Annotated in this window: 14 protein-coding genes and 1 pseudogene; 8 read left to right on the top strand and 7 right to left on the bottom strand. The window is 71.2% G+C overall.

Going from position 1 to position 16,011, the window contains the following annotated elements; translation table 11 throughout:
* On the top strand, window positions 1-403 hold a 403-nt coding region (locus tag QR78_RS29065), incomplete at its 5' end, for a LysM peptidoglycan-binding domain-containing protein (RefSeq protein ID WP_125940057.1).
* Window positions 404-415: 12 nt separating this feature from the next.
* Here the strand turns inward: QR78_RS29065 and QR78_RS29060 are convergent.
* On the bottom strand, window positions 416-1,336 hold the full coding sequence (locus QR78_RS29060) for a class I SAM-dependent methyltransferase (protein ID WP_048431093.1): 921 nt from the start codon (window positions 1,334-1,336) through the stop codon (window positions 416-418).
* Window positions 1,337-1,653: 317 nt separating this feature from the next.
* Here QR78_RS29060 and QR78_RS29055 point away from each other — a divergent pair, with 317 nt between their 5' ends.
* The 6 genes from QR78_RS29055 (at window position 1,654) to QR78_RS32200 (ending at window position 10,328) form a co-directional block, all read left to right on the top strand.
* On the top strand, window positions 1,654-3,609 hold the full coding sequence (locus QR78_RS29055) for an ABCB family ABC transporter ATP-binding protein/permease (protein WP_244276521.1): 1,956 nt from the start codon (window positions 1,654-1,656) through the stop codon (window positions 3,607-3,609).
* 87 nt (window positions 3,610-3,696) lie between these two features.
* Window positions 3,697-5,997, top strand: coding sequence for a fused MFS/spermidine synthase (locus tag QR78_RS29050; protein WP_053221147.1), 2,301 nt, complete (start codon window positions 3,697-3,699; stop codon window positions 5,995-5,997).
* Between the two features lie 85 nt (window positions 5,998-6,082).
* Entirely contained in the window at window positions 6,083-6,796 is a 714-nt protein-coding gene (locus QR78_RS29045; protein ID WP_048431092.1) for a phosphatidylserine decarboxylase, read from the top strand.
* 17 nt (window positions 6,797-6,813) lie between these two features.
* Window positions 6,814-7,662 carry a CDP-diacylglycerol--serine O-phosphatidyltransferase gene (pssA, locus tag QR78_RS29040; RefSeq protein WP_048431091.1) on the top strand — a complete coding sequence of 283 codons (849 nt, stop codon included), beginning with the start codon at window positions 6,814-6,816 and terminating at the stop codon, window positions 7,660-7,662.
* Window positions 7,663-8,430: 768 nt separating this feature from the next.
* Window positions 8,431-9,531, top strand: coding sequence for a DegT/DnrJ/EryC1/StrS family aminotransferase (locus tag QR78_RS29035; protein ID WP_053221146.1), 1,101 nt, complete (start codon window positions 8,431-8,433; stop codon window positions 9,529-9,531).
* Complete coding sequence (locus tag QR78_RS32200; RefSeq protein ID WP_053221145.1) at window positions 9,528-10,328, top strand: class I SAM-dependent methyltransferase; 801 nt, start codon at window positions 9,528-9,530, stop codon at window positions 10,326-10,328. The genes QR78_RS29035 and QR78_RS32200 overlap by 4 nt, the downstream gene beginning before the upstream one ends.
* Before the next feature lie 12 nt (window positions 10,329-10,340).
* Here the strand turns inward: QR78_RS32200 and QR78_RS32195 are convergent, their stop codons facing one another.
* Both QR78_RS32195 and tam read right to left on the bottom strand, forming a co-directional pair.
* The gene (locus tag QR78_RS32195; protein ID WP_053221144.1) at window positions 10,341-11,465 is read right to left on the bottom strand and encodes a glycosyltransferase family 2 protein; all 1,125 of its coding nucleotides are present in this window, start codon (window positions 11,463-11,465) and stop codon (window positions 10,341-10,343) included.
* A 187-nt stretch (window positions 11,466-11,652) separates the two neighbouring features.
* Entirely contained in the window at window positions 11,653-12,426 is a 774-nt protein-coding gene (tam, locus tag QR78_RS29010; RefSeq protein WP_048431090.1) for a trans-aconitate 2-methyltransferase, read from the bottom strand.
* A 120-nt stretch (window positions 12,427-12,546) separates the two neighbouring features.
* Here tam and mscL point away from each other — a divergent pair, with 120 nt between their 5' ends.
* The gene (gene mscL / locus QR78_RS29005; protein ID WP_048431089.1) at window positions 12,547-12,957 is read left to right on the top strand and encodes a large conductance mechanosensitive channel protein MscL; all 411 of its coding nucleotides are present in this window, start codon (window positions 12,547-12,549) and stop codon (window positions 12,955-12,957) included.
* Between the two features lie 19 nt (window positions 12,958-12,976).
* Here the strand turns inward: mscL and QR78_RS29000 are convergent, their stop codons facing one another.
* From QR78_RS29000 to QR78_RS28985, 4 genes and pseudogenes are all read right to left on the bottom strand, one after another.
* Window positions 12,977-14,074 carry a calcium:cation antiporter gene (locus QR78_RS29000; protein WP_244276522.1) on the bottom strand — a complete coding sequence of 366 codons (1,098 nt, stop codon included), beginning with the start codon at window positions 14,072-14,074 and terminating at the stop codon, window positions 12,977-12,979.
* 81 nt (window positions 14,075-14,155) lie between these two features.
* Window positions 14,156-15,019, bottom strand: coding sequence for a branched-chain amino acid aminotransferase (locus QR78_RS28995; protein WP_048431087.1), 864 nt, complete (start codon window positions 15,017-15,019; stop codon window positions 14,156-14,158).
* A gap of 144 nt (window positions 15,020-15,163) precedes the next feature.
* On the bottom strand, window positions 15,164-15,517 hold the full coding sequence (locus QR78_RS28990; RefSeq protein WP_053221143.1) for a hypothetical protein: 354 nt from the start codon (window positions 15,515-15,517) through the stop codon (window positions 15,164-15,166).
* 265 nt (window positions 15,518-15,782) lie between these two features.
* Window positions 15,783-16,011: pseudogene (locus QR78_RS28985) on the bottom strand (Spy/CpxP family protein refolding chaperone); the annotation flags it as partial.

Genomic DNA, 16,011 nt, shown 5'->3' with positions numbered 1-16,011 from the left:
GTCCATGGCCGCCAAGGTCGCGCCCGCCCCGCCGACGCCCGGGCCGATGCCGGCCCGTCCCGCCGGGCCCTCGCCCGGGGAGGCGCCCGTCGTCGCGGCGGCTGCGCCCGCCACCCCGGCGCCGGGCGCGGCGGCGGCTCTCGCGCCCGCCGATTCCGGCGCGGTGTTCGTGCCCGGCATCAGCACCGCGAAGGTCGCGCGCGGCGACAATCTCTGGAGCATCAGCCGCCGGACCTATGGCCGCGGCCTGCGCTACACCGTGATCTTCGACGCCAACCAGCCGCAGATCCGCGACCCGGACCGGATCTATCCCGGCCAGGTCTTCGTGCTGCCGGCCGAGACGCAGCAGCAGGGCCAGGGGCAGCCGCAAGGGCGGCCGTCCGGGCCGGAGGGGCGGGGCTGACGGCCCCGCCGCTCAGCCGGCCCGCTGGATCAGCGTCGCGTCGAGCAGGTTGTCGAAGCCGCGCTCCTTGAGGCCGATCACCTGGGCGTCGGGCCGCTCCTCGACCACCCGCATCAGCCAGGACGGCGCCGCGAAGCTGCCGCCGTAGCTCTGGCCGTAGAGCCGGGTCCAGCTGCGCACCTCGGTGTAGGCGAAGCCGTGCCGGGCGTAGTCGCTCTCCAGCACGCGCAGACGGTCGGAGACCTTCTTCCCGCCGACGAGCGACAGGGCCGCCCGCCACCAGCGCAAGGGCACGAGCCCCGCGTCGCGGTCCTGCACGCCCGCCAGGGCCGCCCAGTTGCGCCCCGCCGAGGTCAGGATCAGCACGCCGCCGGGCGCGAGCGCGTCGATCATCGCGTTGACCGCCCGGGCGAAGAGCCCGGCGTCGAAATGCGTCACCAGCGATCCGACGAAGATCAGGTCGTAGGCGCCCGGCAGCGGCTGGGAAAAATCCTTGCTGCTCGCGATCTCGGTGACGTCGAACTGCGCCACCACGTCCGCGACCTTGCGGGCGTCGAGGTCGGCGACGAACACCTCGGCCTCGGGGAAGAACGTGACGAGGTGGCGCGTCACGCGGCCCCCGCCGCAGGGCAGGTCGAGGATGCGCCGCGGCTCGGTGCGGCCGGTCAGCAGCATCGCCTCGGTGGCGAGCCGCAGGGCCGAGAGGCCCACCCCCCGGTAATGCGCCCGGCCCTCCGGCGTATCGACCAGCATGTCGTCGTGCGGCGACACCGTCATGTCGACGCGGCCCGCCTCGTAGCGGCGCCAGCGGCCGAGGCAGCGTTCGAGCACCGCGGTCGTCGATTCCCCGCCCCAGGACGGAGGCGCGTGCACGGGCAGCAGGGCTTGCCCGGTGCGCGGACGCCGGACATCGCGGGGTGACGGGAGCAGCATGGACGATCCGGGAAGCGGGCAGGAGGCAGGGACGCCGCGGTCGGGGCGGTCGCGTTGCCTGCGTTCTAAGCAGACTTGCCTTGGCAGGCCAACGCTTCGCCCGCTTAGATTCTTGTTTCGTCGCAGATTTTAGCCGCCGAACCGGTGCCCGCTTCGGCGAAATCGGCTGAGGCGGGTTTCGCGGGCGTGTCGCCCGGGTTTCCGCCGCCCGGCCGTCCCGCAACCCCGCCGCCGCAGGTCCGGGCCGCGCCGGACGCGCTGTCTTGCCGGATCGTCCTGGCCTATATCCGGCGCCGATCCCGCCCGGAACCGGTCCCTTGTCCAGTCAACAGACCCCCCCGGCCGAGCCCGAGCGGCCCGGCCTCGTCGCGACCTACCGCCGCCTGTGGCCGTATCTCTGGCCCCATGGCCGGCCCGACCTGCAGCGGCGCGTCTTCATCGCCTTCGGACTTCTGCTCGTCGCCAAGGTGGTCACCCTGGCGATGCCGTTCACCTTCAAGTGGGCGACCGACGCCCTGGTGGCTCTGGTGGGCGGGCGCGACGGCCTCGGCAAGGAGGCCGCGGTGCCGACCGGGATCTGGGCGGCGCCCGCCCTGATGATCCTGCTCTACGGCGTCACCCGGATCGCCATGGCGCTGCTGACGCAGGTGCGCGACGGGCTCTTCGCCAAGGTGGCGATGCACGCGGTGCGGCGCCTGGCGCTCCAGACCTTCCGGCACATGCACCAGCTGTCGCTGCGCTTCCATCTCGAGCGCAAGACCGGCGGGCTGACCCGGGTGCTCGAGCGCGGCCGCAACGGCATCGAGGAATTGTCGCGCCTGATGGTGCTGACGCTGGTGCCGACCATCGTCGAGTTCCTGCTCGTCCTCGGCACGCTCGCCTACGAGTTCGACATCCTCTACTCGGTGGTGGTGCTCGTGATGGTGGCGGCCTATCTCGGCTACACCTACAAGGCCACGGAGTGGCGCATCGCCATCCGCCGGCGGATGAACGATTCCGACACCGACGCCAACACCAAGGCGGTCGATTCGCTGCTCAACTACGAGACGGTAAAGTATTTCGGTGCGGAAGCGCGCGAGACCTCGCGCTACGACCAGTCGATGGCCCGCTACGAGAAGGCCTCGACCCAGACCTACGTCTCGCTCGCCGTGCTCAACGCCGGCCAGGCGGTGATCTTCACGATCGGCATGGGCGTGGTGATGTGGCTTGCCGCCCGCGACATCATGGCCGGGCGGGCGACGATCGGCAGCTTCGTGCTCGTCAACACGATGCTGGTGCAGCTCTCGATGCCGCTCAACTTCATGGGCATGATCTATCGCGAGATCAAGCAGGCCCTGATCGACATCGACGACATGTTCAAGATCCTGCACCGCAACCCGGAGATCGCCGACCGGCCGGGCGCGGCTCCGCTCGCGGTCTCGGACGCGGTGGTGCGGTTCGAGGACGTGCACTTCGCCTACGTGCCGGAGCGGCCGATCCTGCGCGGCATCAGCTTCACGGTGCCGGCGGGGCGCACCGTCGCGATCGTCGGTCCGTCGGGGGCCGGCAAGTCGACGCTGTCGCGCCTGCTGTTCCGGTTCTACGAGCCGCAAGGAGGCCGCATCACGGTCGACGGGCAGGACATCGCGTCGGTGCAGCAGGACAGTTTGCGCGCCGCGATCGGCATGGTGCCGCAGGACACCGTGCTGTTCAACGACACGATCGGGTACAATGTCCGCTACGGCCGCTGGGAGGCTTCCGAGGAGGAGGTGCGGGAGGCGGCCCGTCTCGCCCAGATCGACCGCTTCATCGCCGCCTTGCCGGAGGGCTACGACACGCCGGTGGGCGAGCGCGGCCTGAAGCTCTCGGGTGGCGAGAAGCAGCGCGTCGCCATCGCCCGCACCATCCTGAAGGGTCCGCCGATCCTCGTCCTCGACGAGGCGACCTCGGCCCTCGATTCCTTCACCGAGCGCGAGATCCAGGATGCCCTCGACCGGGTGAGCCGGGGCCGCACGACGCTCGTCATCGCCCACCGCCTCTCGACGGTGGTCGGCGCCGACGAGATCATCGTCCTCGACCAGGGCCGCATCGCCGAGCGCGGCACCCACCTGGCGCTGCTGGGCCAAGGCGGCGTCTACGCGGCGATGTGGAACCGCCAGCGCGAGGCGGAGGCCGCCCGCGAGGCGCTGAAGCGGGCGGAAGCCCAGGAAGGCGAGAGCCTGCGCACGCATCTGGAGCCGGGCGAGATCCCCGGGACGGTCGCCAAGGCGCCCGAGCCGGCCGCGGTCTCGTGAGCGACGGGGAGCGTGCATCGGCGCTCCCCTGCACCTCATCTTAAACGGCGCCGGGCGAGAATGGGACCGAGCCCGCCGGACCCATCCATGTCGATCGACCTGCCCACCTCGGCCATCCCGCCCGCGACGGCGGCCGTCCCTCGCTCCGGCCCCTTCCTCGTCCGGTTGCAGGTTCCAGCCGCCGCGATCGCCCTGCTGCTCTCCGCCTTCCTGCTGTTCTCGGTCCAGCCGATGTTCACCAAGATGGTGCTGCCGCGCCTCGGTGGCAGCCCGGCGACGTGGTCGGTCGCCCTGGTGGTGTTCCAGGCCCTGCTGCTCGGCGGCTATCTCTACGCCCACCTGCTCGCTCGGCATCTCGGCACCCGCGCGGCGCTCGCAGTCCATCTCGGGCTGATGCTGGTCGCCGCGCTGGCGCTGCCGATCGGCCTGCCGGCCGGCTTCGACCGGCCGCCGGGAGAGAACGAGGCGCTCTGGCTCGTCGGCCTCTTCACGACCGCGGTCGGGCTGCCGTTCTTCGCCCTTTCGGCGAACGGGCCGCTGCTCCAGGCCTGGTTCGCCCGCTCGGGCCATCCGCGGGCCGGCGACCCCTACTTCCTCTACGCCGCCTCGAATGTCGGCTCCTTCGCCGCGCTCCTCGCCTACCCGCTGCTGATCGAGCCCCTCCTGACGTTGCGGGTGCAGGCCGAGGCGTGGGTTGCGGGCTTCGCGGTCCTCGGCCTCCTCATCCTGGCCTCGGGCCTCGCCTCCGGTGCCGTTCTGCCGGCGTCACCGGGGACGCCGGCACCGGCCCTGGCTTCCCCCGCACCGGGCTGGCCACGGCGTTGGGCCTGGATCGGCTTCGCCTTCGTGCCCTCCGCCCTCCTGGTCTCGGTCACCGCCCACATCTCGACCGATGTCGCGGCGGCGCCGCTCCTCTGGGTGGCGCCCCTCGCGCTCTTCCTCCTCACCTTCGTGATCGCCTTCCGGGACGGGATGGGCCGGCCCGGCCCGGCACTCCTGCGCCTCCAGGTCTGGGGCACCGCGCTCGCGCTCGCGAGCTTCGTCGTCGGTGTCGGGCTGTGGGGCGGGCTCGCGCTCCATCTCGGCCTGTTCTTCGTCAGCGCCCTGATCGGCCACGCGACGCTCTACCACCTGCGTCCGGCTTCCGACCGGCTGACGGAGTTCTACGTGTGCGTCTCGCTCGGGGGCGTGCTCGGCGGCATCGCCTGCGGGCTGGTCGCGCCGCTCGTGTTCTCGCGGGTGGTCGAGTACCCGCTGCTGATCGTCGCCGCCCTGGCCTGCCGGCCGGGCTTCGCTGCCGGCGGCCGCGCCTCGCTCGTCCGGGCTGCGCAGGGCGGTCTCGCGGCGATGGCCGCGGCGGCGCTCATGGTGCTGGCCGGATGGTCCCTCGGCGTGTCGGCCCTGCCGCAGCTCCTCGCCCTCGCGGGGGCGGGCCTCCTGGCGGCGAGCTGGCGCGATCCGCAGCGCCTCGCCGTGGCGGCATTGCTCGCCCTCGTGGCCGGCCTCTCGGTGATGCGGGCGGACGCGGCGGTGAGCATGCGCTCGTTCTTCGGCATCCACCGCATCGCCGAGACGCCGGACGGGACGATGCGCCTGCTCATGCATGGCACCACGATCCACGGGGCGATGCGGCTCGTGAACCCGGACGGCACCGCCCCCGACGGCCCGCCGGAGCCCCTGGTCTACTACACGCCCGAAGGGCCGCTCGGCACGGCGATCCGAAGCGTGCGGGCGGCGCGGGGCGGCTCGCTCGGCGCCGTCGCGGTGGTCGGTCTCGGGACCGGCAGCCTCGCCTGCCACCGGGTCGGGGACGAAGCCTGGCGCTTCTACGAGATCGACCCGGCGGTCGCCCGCATCGCCCGCGATCCGGAGAAATTCCGCTTCCTCTCGGCCTGCGGCCCCGACATGCCGGTGGTGCTGGGCGACGCCCGCCTGACCCTCGCCGAGGCGCCGGGCGGCGAGAATCCGGGCGGGTTCGGGCTCCTGATGATCGACGCCTTCTCGTCCGACGCGATCCCGGCCCACCTCCTCACCCGGGAGGCCCTGGCACTCTACCTCGCCAAGCTGTCGCCCACCGGCGTGCTGGCGATGCACATCACCAACCGCCACCTCGACCTCGGCCGCATCGTGGCCCGGGTCGGTGCGGAGTTCGGCCTGTCGACCTTCGTCGCCCGCGAAGCCTTCGCCTTCGACCCGGTGCGGTTCCGTGCCGCGGGCACGGTCGCGGTGCTCGCCCGCGATCCCGCCCATCTCGGCACGCTCGCGGCCGATCCGGCCTGGGAGCGGATCGCCCCCGATCGGGCGCGGCGCCCCTGGACCGACGATTTCTCCAACATCCTCCAGGCGATGGCCGACAAGCGCGCGCTCCCGCGCCGATCGAACGATTGACGCGAAGCCACGCGCCTGCCATCCGCGGGCGCTGGACCGGCCGTTCGCGGCCGGGACGACGGCCCGAGGACCGACCCGAGGACTTATGACCGACCTGTTCGAGACGATCCGCCGCGTGCTCGTGCCGATCCACAAGGAGGGCTATCCCTTCATCGCGATCGGCATCGTGCTGACGGTGCTCGCCGGCACCTTCGTGCAGTTCCTCGGCTGGATCTTCCTGCTGCTGACCCTGTGGGTCTGCTACTTCTTCCGCGACCCCGAGCGGATCGTCCCGGTCGGCGACGGGCTAGTGATCTCGCCGGCCGACGGCCGGGTGAACCTGATCAGCACCGTGCTGCCGCCCTCCGAGCTCGACCTGCCCTCGGTGCCGATGCTGCGGATCTCGGTGTTCATGAACGTGTTCGACTGCCACGTGAACCGGGTGCCGGTGACGGGGCGCATCGACCAGGTTCACTACACCCCGGGCCTGTTCCTCAACGCCGAGCTCGACAAGGCGAGCGAGGATAACGAGCGCAACGGCCTCGTGATCGAGACCCGCCAGAACGGCGAATCGGTGCGGATCGGCGTCGTGCAGATCGCCGGCCTCGTCGCGCGCCGCATCGTCGACTGGGTGAAGCCCGGCGACGACCTCACGGTCGGCGACCGCTTCGGCCTGATCCGGTTCGGCTCGCGGGTCGACGTCTACCTGCCGGCCGGAACCCGGGTGCTCGTCGGCCTCGGCCAGAAGGCGGTGGCGGGCGAGACCGTGCTCGCCGACCTGCGCGGGACCGGCCCGGTGCGGCAGTTCCGCCGGACCTGACAGGGGAGGGACCCGAGATGGACGACCTCTTCCCGCCCTTCGCGCCCGAGCCGAACGAGCCCAAATCGACCGATTCGAAGTCGGCCGAACCGAAGTCCCGCCGGTTCAAGCCGGTGCCGGTGCGGATGATCATCCCCAACATGATCACCCTGATGGCGGTGTGCCTCGGGCTCACCGCCGTGCGCTTCGGCTTCGAGGGCAAGTTCGAGCCGGCGGTGATCGCGATCATCGCCGCCGCGGTGCTCGACGGGGTCGACGGGCGGGTGGCGCGCCTGCTCAAGGGCACCTCGCGCTTCGGCGCCGAGCTCGACTCGCTCGCCGATTTCGTCAATTTCGGCTGTGCCCCGGCGCTGATCCTCTACAGCTTCGTGCTGCACAACCTGAAGTCGCTGGGCTGGATCGTCGCCCTGATCTTCGCCATTGCGATGGCGTTGCGGCTCGCCCGCTTCAACGTGATGCTGGACGATCCCCACCGGCCGGAATGGAAGAAGAACTTCTTCGTCGGCATGCCGGCCCCGGCCGGCGCGCTGACCGTGATGCTGCCGCTCTACCTGCACTTCCTCGGCTTCGAGATGGCGCCGAGCCTCGCGCCCGTCGCGCTGATCTACATGCTGGTGATCGCCCTCATGGTGATCTCCACGGTGCCGACCTTCTCGGGCAAGACCATCGGCAAGCGGGTGCCGCGAGAATACGTGCTGCCGATCTTCGTCGTGACGGTGGCGGCGTTCGGGCTCCTGATCAGCTTCCCGTTCGAGATCCTGGCGCTCTTGAGCCTCGGCTACCTCTGCGCGATCCCGATCGGCGCCAACCAGTACCGGCGCCGGCTCAAGGCCGAGGCGGCGGGCGAGGACGCGTCGGCGGTGTAGTTCCGCAGCGGTTCGATCGCGCCGGGGCGGGGCCGAATCCACTCGGGCTCCATCCCCGACGCTGCGCGGGGCAGCCCACGCCACCGAATGCACGTCACCGAACACCCGTGGCCCGACGTCGCATCGCGGGCCGGCGTGCTGGAACGTCCGGCCTTCCCGCTCGCCCCGAGCCGAATCTTGCGTCTCGCCCCCGCGATTGTCCGCGGAATCGCCGGCACTGCCGCGTCGATCGATCGCGTCGCGACGAGTTGCTGCTTGCGCATTGCGCCCAACCGCAAAGTCTCACTGTCCAGGCTTGGTCCCGCCCAACACTCTGGTCCGTGTCCCGAGCGTGGCATCCGACCGTGACGGTGCCGCGAGACCTTGCCGGCAGGGGTCGGAAGCAAGGCGCCCCGTCCCATGATCCTGTTTTTCCTATTGTCGTTCGATGCCCTAGCCTCGGGGCGAGCAGCGAATTCGTTCAGGTCATCGGAACTCGGGCCGCAGCACCCCTCCTGGCCGTGATCTCCAAATAGTGAACGGATACGACCGAGAAATTTGATTTGGTGCCTTTGCGCGATCTGCGGTAAGGGCAATCAGCTGTTCCAAGTGATTGGTTTTCAGTTTTGTCTGGAATCAGGCCGAGAATAATGGGCGTCGATGCAACCAGAGGAAACTGCCCCTATTCTCGGTGATCCGCCGGACTTCGCTGTACCGACGGTTGCCGTCCATTCCCGTGCGGAGCAGGAGGCCGGGCAGGTCCGTCTCATCAATCCCAATCCGCCACGGTTGAGCGAGCTGACGGGACTGTTCCAGGAGATCGAGGCCATCGGCCGATTCTCCAATTATGGCCCGATCAACCAACGGCTCGAGCGAGCGCTGGTCCGGGAGATGTTCGGGGACGTCGGGGTCTGCGTCACGGTCTGCAACGCGACACTCGGGCTGATGCTGGCGATCCGGCAGGCGGTGGGCGCGCCGGATCCGCGGCGGCGCTACGCCCTGATGCCGGCCTTCACCTTCGCCGCCACCGCGCAGGCCGCCCTGTGGTGCGGCCTCACCCCGCTGCTCTGCGACATCGATCCCGAGACCTGGCTTGCCGCGCCCGGCGCCGAGCAGGAACTGGTCGCTCGCTACGGCGAGGAGATCGCCGTGATGGTGCCGTGCACGACGTTCGGCGCCCCGGTCGATTTCGCGCATTACGACCGCATGGCCCGCGCAACGGGGGCCGCCGTCGTGGTCGATGCTGCGGCGGCGGTCGGCAGCCGCGATTGCGCGGGACTGAACCTCGGCACCGGGCAGGCTTGGCCCAGCGTCTTCTCGATGCACGCCACGAAGCCCTTTGCCACGCTCGAGGGCGGTTTCGTCTATTCCGCGGACCCGGACCGGATCCGCGACCTGCGCGTCATGGCGAATTTCGGCTTCGCGTCGGGCCGATCGGCGGTGATGCCGGGGCTCAATGCCAAGCTGAACGAGGTGACGGCGGCGATGGGCCTCGTCCAGCTCGACCGGTTGGCGGCGATCGTGGCGCACCGGGAGGCGCTGGCCGCGGCCTATCGGGCGATGCTGCCGGATTTTTCGTTCCAGCGCGCCGCCATCGCGGTCCAGGCGCACGTCTTTCTGCCGGCTCTCGTTCCGGCGCGGGGCCGTGCCGGGCGCGACGCGGTGATCCGCCGCGCCGCAGCGGCGGGGATCGAGATCGGGGCCTATTACGATCCGCATCTCGGCGCCCAGCCGTATTTCCGGCAGACCTGCCGGTCCGGCCCGCTCCCTGTGACCGACGCCGTGGCGGACCGGATGCTGTCGCTGCCCCTGCACGACACGATGACGGTCACGGACGTGCAGCGCATCGCGGCCACGCTGCGGGCAATCTGGCGAGAGATCGACCGATGACCCATCGCCCGACCGCGGCCGAGGCGGTGGCGCTCTACGACGCCTTCGCCCGCGATTACGACCGCAGCTTCGACACCGAGCCGATGCGCCGGGTCTACGAGCGCCTCGCCTGGGAACGGGTGGCCGCCCTCTTGCCGCCGACGCCCGGCCGGGTCGTCGATGTCGGCTGCGGCACCGGCCGCAATGCCGAGCGGCTGCGCGCCCTCGGACATGAGGTCGTCGGCATCGAGCCGTCGCCGGAGATGCGGGCGGTTCTCGCGGGCAAGTCCGCCCTCGCCGACGGCTTCATCCTGCGGCCGGAGACCATGGAGGACGCTCCGCTCCCGGAGGCCGGGGCCGATGCGGTCCTGGCCATGGGATCGCTGCAATACGCCGCCGACCCGCGGGGGGCGATGGCGCGCTTCGTGCGCTGGGCCCGGCCCGGTGCCCCCGTCTGCGTCCTCGTCGATTCGAGCATTGCCCTGACCTTCGAGCTCCTGCGCCTCGGCCGGGGCGAGGAGGCGCTGGTACGCCTCGAGGAGGGCTGCGGCGTCTTCGCCCATGCCGGACGACGCTCGGGCGTCCACCTGTTCGATGCCGGGCGCATCACGGCGCTCCTGCGGGAGGCGGGCCTCGCGCGGGTCGAGGCCTGCGGGATCCTGGTCACGGCGAGCGCCCAGGGGCGCGAGGGCTGCGCCGCGGCGATCCGCGCTGACGAGGAGGGTGTGCTCGCCCTGGAGCGCTGCTTGCAGGAGGTTCCTGCGCTGACGGATGCGGGCAAGCACATCCTGGCCTGGGGCTACCGCGACCCGGCCTGACCTTCCGGCCGGTCAGGCCGTCGACCGGCGCTCGGATGCCAGCAGGTGGCGCAGCGGACTCTCGCCCGGGGCCAGACGCTGCGCCAACCGGTAGAGCTCCGGGTCGAAGTCCGGGGCCGGAAAGCGGCCGAGTCGCTCCCCCTCGACGACGTAGTCCAGCAGCGGGTTGACCTCCCCCGAAACCTCGTTCCCGTAGATCCTGTGGTACCAGTGCGGCTTGAAGTGCTTGTTGGGGCTCCGGTCCTCGCGCCACCCGAAGGTGCAGAAATGCACCAGGGGATCGATGCCCGCCGAGGCGACGTCGCGGTTGTGGGCGAGGTAATGAACCGGGTCGAACAGGCCTGAACGGTCCAGCAGGTCGATCTCGTCCTCGAAGGTCGGCTCCGGCACCCCGCCGTCGAGGCGCAGGCCCGGCACCCGGCGGGCCTGGGCGCGGATCGTCTCGAAGTCGGCCCGGGTCTGGGCGCGGTCGCGCAGGTAATGCTCGCCGCGCCGGTTCTGGATGTCGACCGCCTTGAGGCCGACCGCGAGCGTATCGTTGCGCTCGCAGACGTAGTCGAGCCCGAGGCTCTTGTAGTGCAGGAGCTTCACCTGCCGTCGCGCCTCGGGTCTGATGCGGCCCGTCGGGTCGGCGGCGTGGCGGCCGTGGCGGTAATTGATCTCGGCGATCGCCTGCGGGTCGAACACCGCCGGCTTGTCGTAATCCGGGGCGCGGGCTCCGCGCACGATCTGGCGCCAGAGGGGCCGCGGATCGGTGGGAAATGCCTCGGAGATCATGTTGTAGCCGACGCAGGTCAGCAGCGTGACTCCGTCCGCCCGGCATTGCCGGAGATATTCCGGCAGGTCCGGATGATGGAGGTGCTCGTCCATCTCCGCCGTGATCACCCAGTCCGCACTCTCGCGCGACGGTTTCCAGGCGTTGTTCATCAGCGACGTGTAGGTGTCGGCGAAGGACTTGTGCCGGGTCTTCACCTGCGCAACCGTGATCCGCTCGTCGCCCGCCAGGAGATGCAGGCTGTCGTCGCTGGACCCGTTGTCCATGACGTGGATCCTGGTGGCGATATCGCGATAATGCGACAGGAAATACGGGATGATCTTCGCCTCGTTGAGGCACATGCAATACAGGTGGATCTGCATCGACGATCGATATCCCTGGCAAGTCCGGCCGGTGGAGGAGCACGCGCCGGAACGGCGACCGCTCGCACGCGATCTCTACGCCGCCCCAGGCGAGCGGTTTAGGTGGTCCCCCGGACTGGCGCCACCGCTTTCGCCATGGCGTCGACGGCATGACGACGATGTGATGATCGCTCTCCGGTCGCGGCGCTCAGCGCCGCCGCGCCACCAGGAAGAGCCGCGGGAACGGCAGCAGCACCCGCCCGTCCTCCTGCGCCGGATAGGCGTCCCGCAGGGCGGCCTCGTAGCGGGCGAGGTAGGCGGCCTGCTCGTCCGGGACGAGGGGCGCCAGGAACGGCCGCAGGCCGGTCGATCGCACCCACTCGACGATGCCGCGATGTCCGGCAAGCGGATGGATGTAGGTGGTGCGCCACAGATCGACGCCGCAGCCCGCCCGCGACAGCCAGGTGTCGTAGTCCTGCACGCGGCCCAGCGTGGTGCGGGCGCCGGCTGCACCGGCCAGCGTGTCGCGGAACGGCGCCTCGGCGGCGACGTCCCGCATCAGCCGGTGCGAGGGTTCGTCGAGGTTGTCGGGCATCTGCACGGCGAGGCAGCCGCCCGGCGCCAGGAACCCCGCGAGGCGTGGGAGCAGGGCGGCGTGGTCGGGCAGCCATTGCAGTACGGCGTTGGCGTAGATCAGGTCGGGCGGGGTCTCGGGCTCCCAGGCGGCGAGGTCGGCCTCGACGAAGGTGCGGTCCGGCAGCGTCCGGCGCGCCTCGGCCAGCATGGCGGGCGAGGAATCGAGGCCGGTGATCGCGGCGTCGGGGTAGCGCGCCGCCAGGAGCGCCGTGCTGTTGCCGGGCCCGCAGCCGAGATCGACCACCCGGGCGGGCGAGGTCAGCGGCACCCGCGCCAGGAGGTCGGCGGCCGCCCGGGTCCGCTCGTCGGCGAAGGCCAGGTACCGGCCCGCATCCCAATCCGTCATCGCGACACTCCCCGGATTCGTCTTCCGCTCCAGCTTAAGCGGGATCGGTCCGCCCGCGCGACGCCGTGCCGTGCGCGGCAGGCCTGCCCGGGCGGCAGCCCCCGCGGAGATCCGACGGACATGCTCGAGGAATTCAAGAAGTTCGCCCTGCGGGGCAATGTCGTCGACCTCGCGGTCGGCGTGGTGATCGGCGCGGCCTTCGGCGCCATCGTCACCTCGCTCGTCCAGGACGTCATCATGCCGGCGGTCGGCGCGATCACCGGCGGGCTCGATTTCTCGAACTACTACCTGCCGCTGTCCTCGAAGGTACAGACCGGGCTGTCCTACGCGGAGGCCAAGAAGCAGGGCGCGGTGATCGGCTACGGCCAGTTCATCACCGTGGCGCTGAACTTCCTGATCGTCGCCTTCGTGCTGTTCATGGTGATCCGCGCCATGAACCAGCTGCAGCGGCGCGAGGAGGTGAAGAAGGAGGATCCCGCCGAGGTGAGGCTGCTCGCCGAGATCCGCGACCTCCTGGCGGCGCGGCGCTGACCGCCGCGCCGGACCGGCGTCACGGGCTGAAGATCAGCGTCAGGTAGGCGAGGAACACCACGAGGTGGACGGCGCCCTCCAGCACCGTGGTGCCCTGGCGCGAGAAGGTGATGACGCTGAGGAGCAGCGTCATCGCCAGCACCGCCATCTCGGCCGGGGCCAAGCCCAGGACCACCCGCTGGCCCGAGATCAGCCCGATGGCGAGCACCGCCGGCACGGTGAGGCCGACCGTCGAGGTGACGGCGCCGAGGCACAGGTTGATCGCCCGCTGGAGCTGGTCGCGGCGGATCGCCTTGACGGCACTGATGCCCTCCGGGGTGAACACGATGGCGGCGATGATGACGCCGCCGAGCGCCGAGGGTGCGCCCAGCGCCTTGATGCCGTGGTCGAGGATCGCCGCCAGGCTCTTCGACAGGAGCACGATCGGCAGCAGGCTGACGAGGAGCAGGCCGGCATGGCGCAGGATCGCGCCTCTGCCGGCATCCGGATGGGCGGCGCGGGCCTCCGGCGCGTCGGCGCCGGGCTTCACGAAGTCGAGGAAGAAGTCGCTGTGGCGCCCGGTCTGGAGCAGCAGGAAGATGCCGTAGAGCACCACCGTCAGCACCGAGAACGCCACCGCCTGCACGACCGTCAGCGACCCGTCGGGGGTCGAGGTGGTGAAGTTCGGGATGATGAGGGCGATCGTGGTGAGCGGGATGATCGCCGCGAGATACGCGCCCGCCCCGTCGAGGTTGTAGTTCTGGCGGTGGTGGCGCAGGCCGCCGAGGATCAGGCCGAGGCCGACGAGGCCGTTCATCACGATCATGATGACGGCGAACATCGTGTCGCGCCCGAGGGTCGGGGCGGCCTTGGCACCCAGCATCACGGCGGCGACCAGCGCCACCTCGATCACCACGATCGACAGGGTCAGGATCAGGGTGCCGTAGGGCTCGCCCAGGCGGTCGGCCAGCTCCTCGGCCTCGTGCACCACCCCGAAGGCCGACCACAGGATGACGGCGAACAGCCAGGCGAACAGCCCGGCGGCCACCAGCGGCGCGTCGAGCCCGCCGAGCCAGCCGCCGCCGAATACCGCGAAGGCCGCCACCGTCGCCCACGCCACTCCCAACCGCACGACCATCATCGTCCCGAACGCCCTCCGACTGCCCCGCCCGCCACAAGGGTCGCGCGAGGCCCGGCGTCAAGGCTTAATGTTGCTCGTTCATTGCCGGTGCGCGAAGGCCCAGTACAGCGCGCGGGCCTTGGAAAACAGCGGGCCGGGCGCGAAGGTCCGGTCGTCGAGGGCCGTCACCGGCACGACCTTGGCGTAGTTGCCGACCGAAAACACCTCGTCGGCGCCCATCAGGTCGTCCACCGTCAACGTCGTCTCGACCACCGTGACCCCGGCCTCGCGCAGGAGCGCGATCACCCGGCCGCGGGTGATGCCGGCCAGGAACGTGCCGTTCGCGACGGGCGTGTAGACCACGCCGTCGCGCGCCATCATCACGTTGGCGGTGGCGAACTCGGCGACGTTGCCCAGCGCGTCGCGCATCAGGGCGTTGCCGAAGCCGCGGGAGGCGGCTTCCGCGATCGCCCGGGCGCCGTTCGGGTAGAGGCAGCCGGCCTTGGCGTCGAGGGGTGCGGAATCGGCGGTCGGGCGCCGGAACGGCGACAGGGTGGCGGTGAAGCCGGTCGGCGGCGGCATCGGCGCCTCGTAGAGGCACAGGCACCAGGCGGTCGAGGCCGGGTCGATCCGCACGGCGCCGCCGAGCCCGGACTCGGCCCAGTACATCGGCCGGATGTAGAGCGCGGCGTCGGGGGCGAACCGCGCCAGGCCCTCGCGCACCAGGGCGGCCCAGGTCTCCTGCGTCACCACCGGCTCGAGGCCGAGCGCCGTGGCCGAGCGGTTGACCCGCGCGAGGTGGAGGTCGAGGTCCGGCGTCACGCCCTCGAAGGCGCGGGCGCCGTCGAACACCATCGAGGCGAGCCAGGCGGCGTGGGTGCGCGGCCCCATCATCCGCACGTTGCCCGGGTGCCAGGCACCCTCGAAATAGGTCCAGGTCTCTTCCCGTGCCGTCCCGGCCATGTCGCGCTCCCGTTCCCGTCCCCGGCATGATGGCGCGGGGTGGCGCCGGCTGTCCACGCCGGGAGATCTTCGGCCCGGGAAGGGGAGGGGCGACCCGGCCGCAGGTCGGGCCGCCCGTTCGTGCCGGGAAACCGGATCGAGGGTCTACGCGACGTCGAAGTCGCCGGGGCGTCGGGCCAGAAGTTCGAGGGTGCGCACCACCGCCAGGCCGATGCGGTCGGCGTCGAACAGGCCGTCCGGGGTCGCCGGCTCGACGCCGACCGGGCCGATCTGCCCGTCGGGCGTGTCGATCACGACCGCGTAGACGTCGCCCTCCGGGCTCGCCCGGTCGCGCACCAGCGACACCGCGTGGGCGCCGATCTCGCCGTAGCACCGGACATACTGCGCCGGGCTGCCGGCGCGGCCCGGCTTGCGTGCCTCGCCCCGGGCCCGATCCGGATCCCTTTTGGCCGGGTCCTTGGCCGCACGCTGGAAATCCGGACGGATCACGTTGCCCATCTGCCTCTCCCGCTGGTCGCCGATCGGTCCGCCGTGGCTGCTCCTCGGTCCGACCCGGCCCGTCCGGGACCCGGGGCGGTCGCGCGAGCCTCGGCGCGGCGCATCTCCTCCGCGACGTCCCGGGACTGCCCCCGATTCGCCGTGCCCACCTGTATGGCACAACTGGATTGCGTGCGGATTGCGCCGAATGTTGCGAGCGCATGCGGAGATGCCGCCCGCGGCGGGAGCCGGGGCGGCGTGGGAGACGCGGGGACGGGGGGATGGATCAGTCGTCGCGGTGGTGCCGATGCGGGCCGTGCGGCCCGCCGATCGGCCGGCTCAGCAGGGCGGCGCGCTGCTTCTGCGCCTCGTCGAGGGTGGCGTAGAGCGGCTGCGAGGCATCGGCGAGCTTGCGGAGCGCGTCGGCCCGGGCATTCAGGGCGTCCGCCCGGGCCCGGATGGCATCGGGAGCATCCTGCGCGGCGGGGTCGTGCCCGCGCTCGCGCCGGGCCTCG

Origin of the sequence: Methylobacterium indicum, assembly GCF_001043895.1 — a bacterium.
In the GTDB taxonomy this organism is placed as follows: domain Bacteria; phylum Pseudomonadota; class Alphaproteobacteria; order Rhizobiales; family Beijerinckiaceae; genus Methylobacterium; species Methylobacterium indicum.
The sequence above is the reverse complement of the archived record's forward strand: the minus strand, read 5'-3'. Positions and strand labels throughout refer to the sequence as shown.

Coding starts and splice junctions, on each gene's coding strand:
- QR78_RS29060 (WP_048431093.1), bottom strand. CDS start 1,336: ATGCTGCTCCCGTCACCCCGCGATGTCCGGCGTCCGCGCACCGGGCAA.
- QR78_RS29050 (WP_053221147.1), top strand. CDS start 3,697: ATGTCGATCGACCTGCCCACCTCGGCCATCCCGCCCGCGACGGCGGCC.
- QR78_RS29045 (WP_048431092.1), top strand. CDS start 6,083: ATGACCGACCTGTTCGAGACGATCCGCCGCGTGCTCGTGCCGATCCAC.
- pssA (WP_048431091.1), top strand. CDS start 6,814: ATGGACGACCTCTTCCCGCCCTTCGCGCCCGAGCCGAACGAGCCCAAA.
- QR78_RS32200 (WP_053221145.1), top strand. CDS start 9,528: ATGACCCATCGCCCGACCGCGGCCGAGGCGGTGGCGCTCTACGACGCC.
- QR78_RS32195 (WP_053221144.1), bottom strand. CDS start 11,465: ATGCAGATCCACCTGTATTGCATGTGCCTCAACGAGGCGAAGATCATC.
- tam (WP_048431090.1), bottom strand. CDS start 12,426: ATGACGGATTGGGATGCGGGCCGGTACCTGGCCTTCGCCGACGAGCGG.
- mscL (WP_048431089.1), top strand. CDS start 12,547: ATGCTCGAGGAATTCAAGAAGTTCGCCCTGCGGGGCAATGTCGTCGAC.
- QR78_RS29000 (WP_244276522.1), bottom strand. CDS start 14,074: ATGGTCGTGCGGTTGGGAGTGGCGTGGGCGACGGTGGCGGCCTTCGCG.
- QR78_RS28995 (WP_048431087.1), bottom strand. CDS start 15,019: ATGGCCGGGACGGCACGGGAAGAGACCTGGACCTATTTCGAGGGTGCC.
- QR78_RS28990 (WP_053221143.1), bottom strand. CDS start 15,517: ATGGGCAACGTGATCCGTCCGGATTTCCAGCGTGCGGCCAAGGACCCG.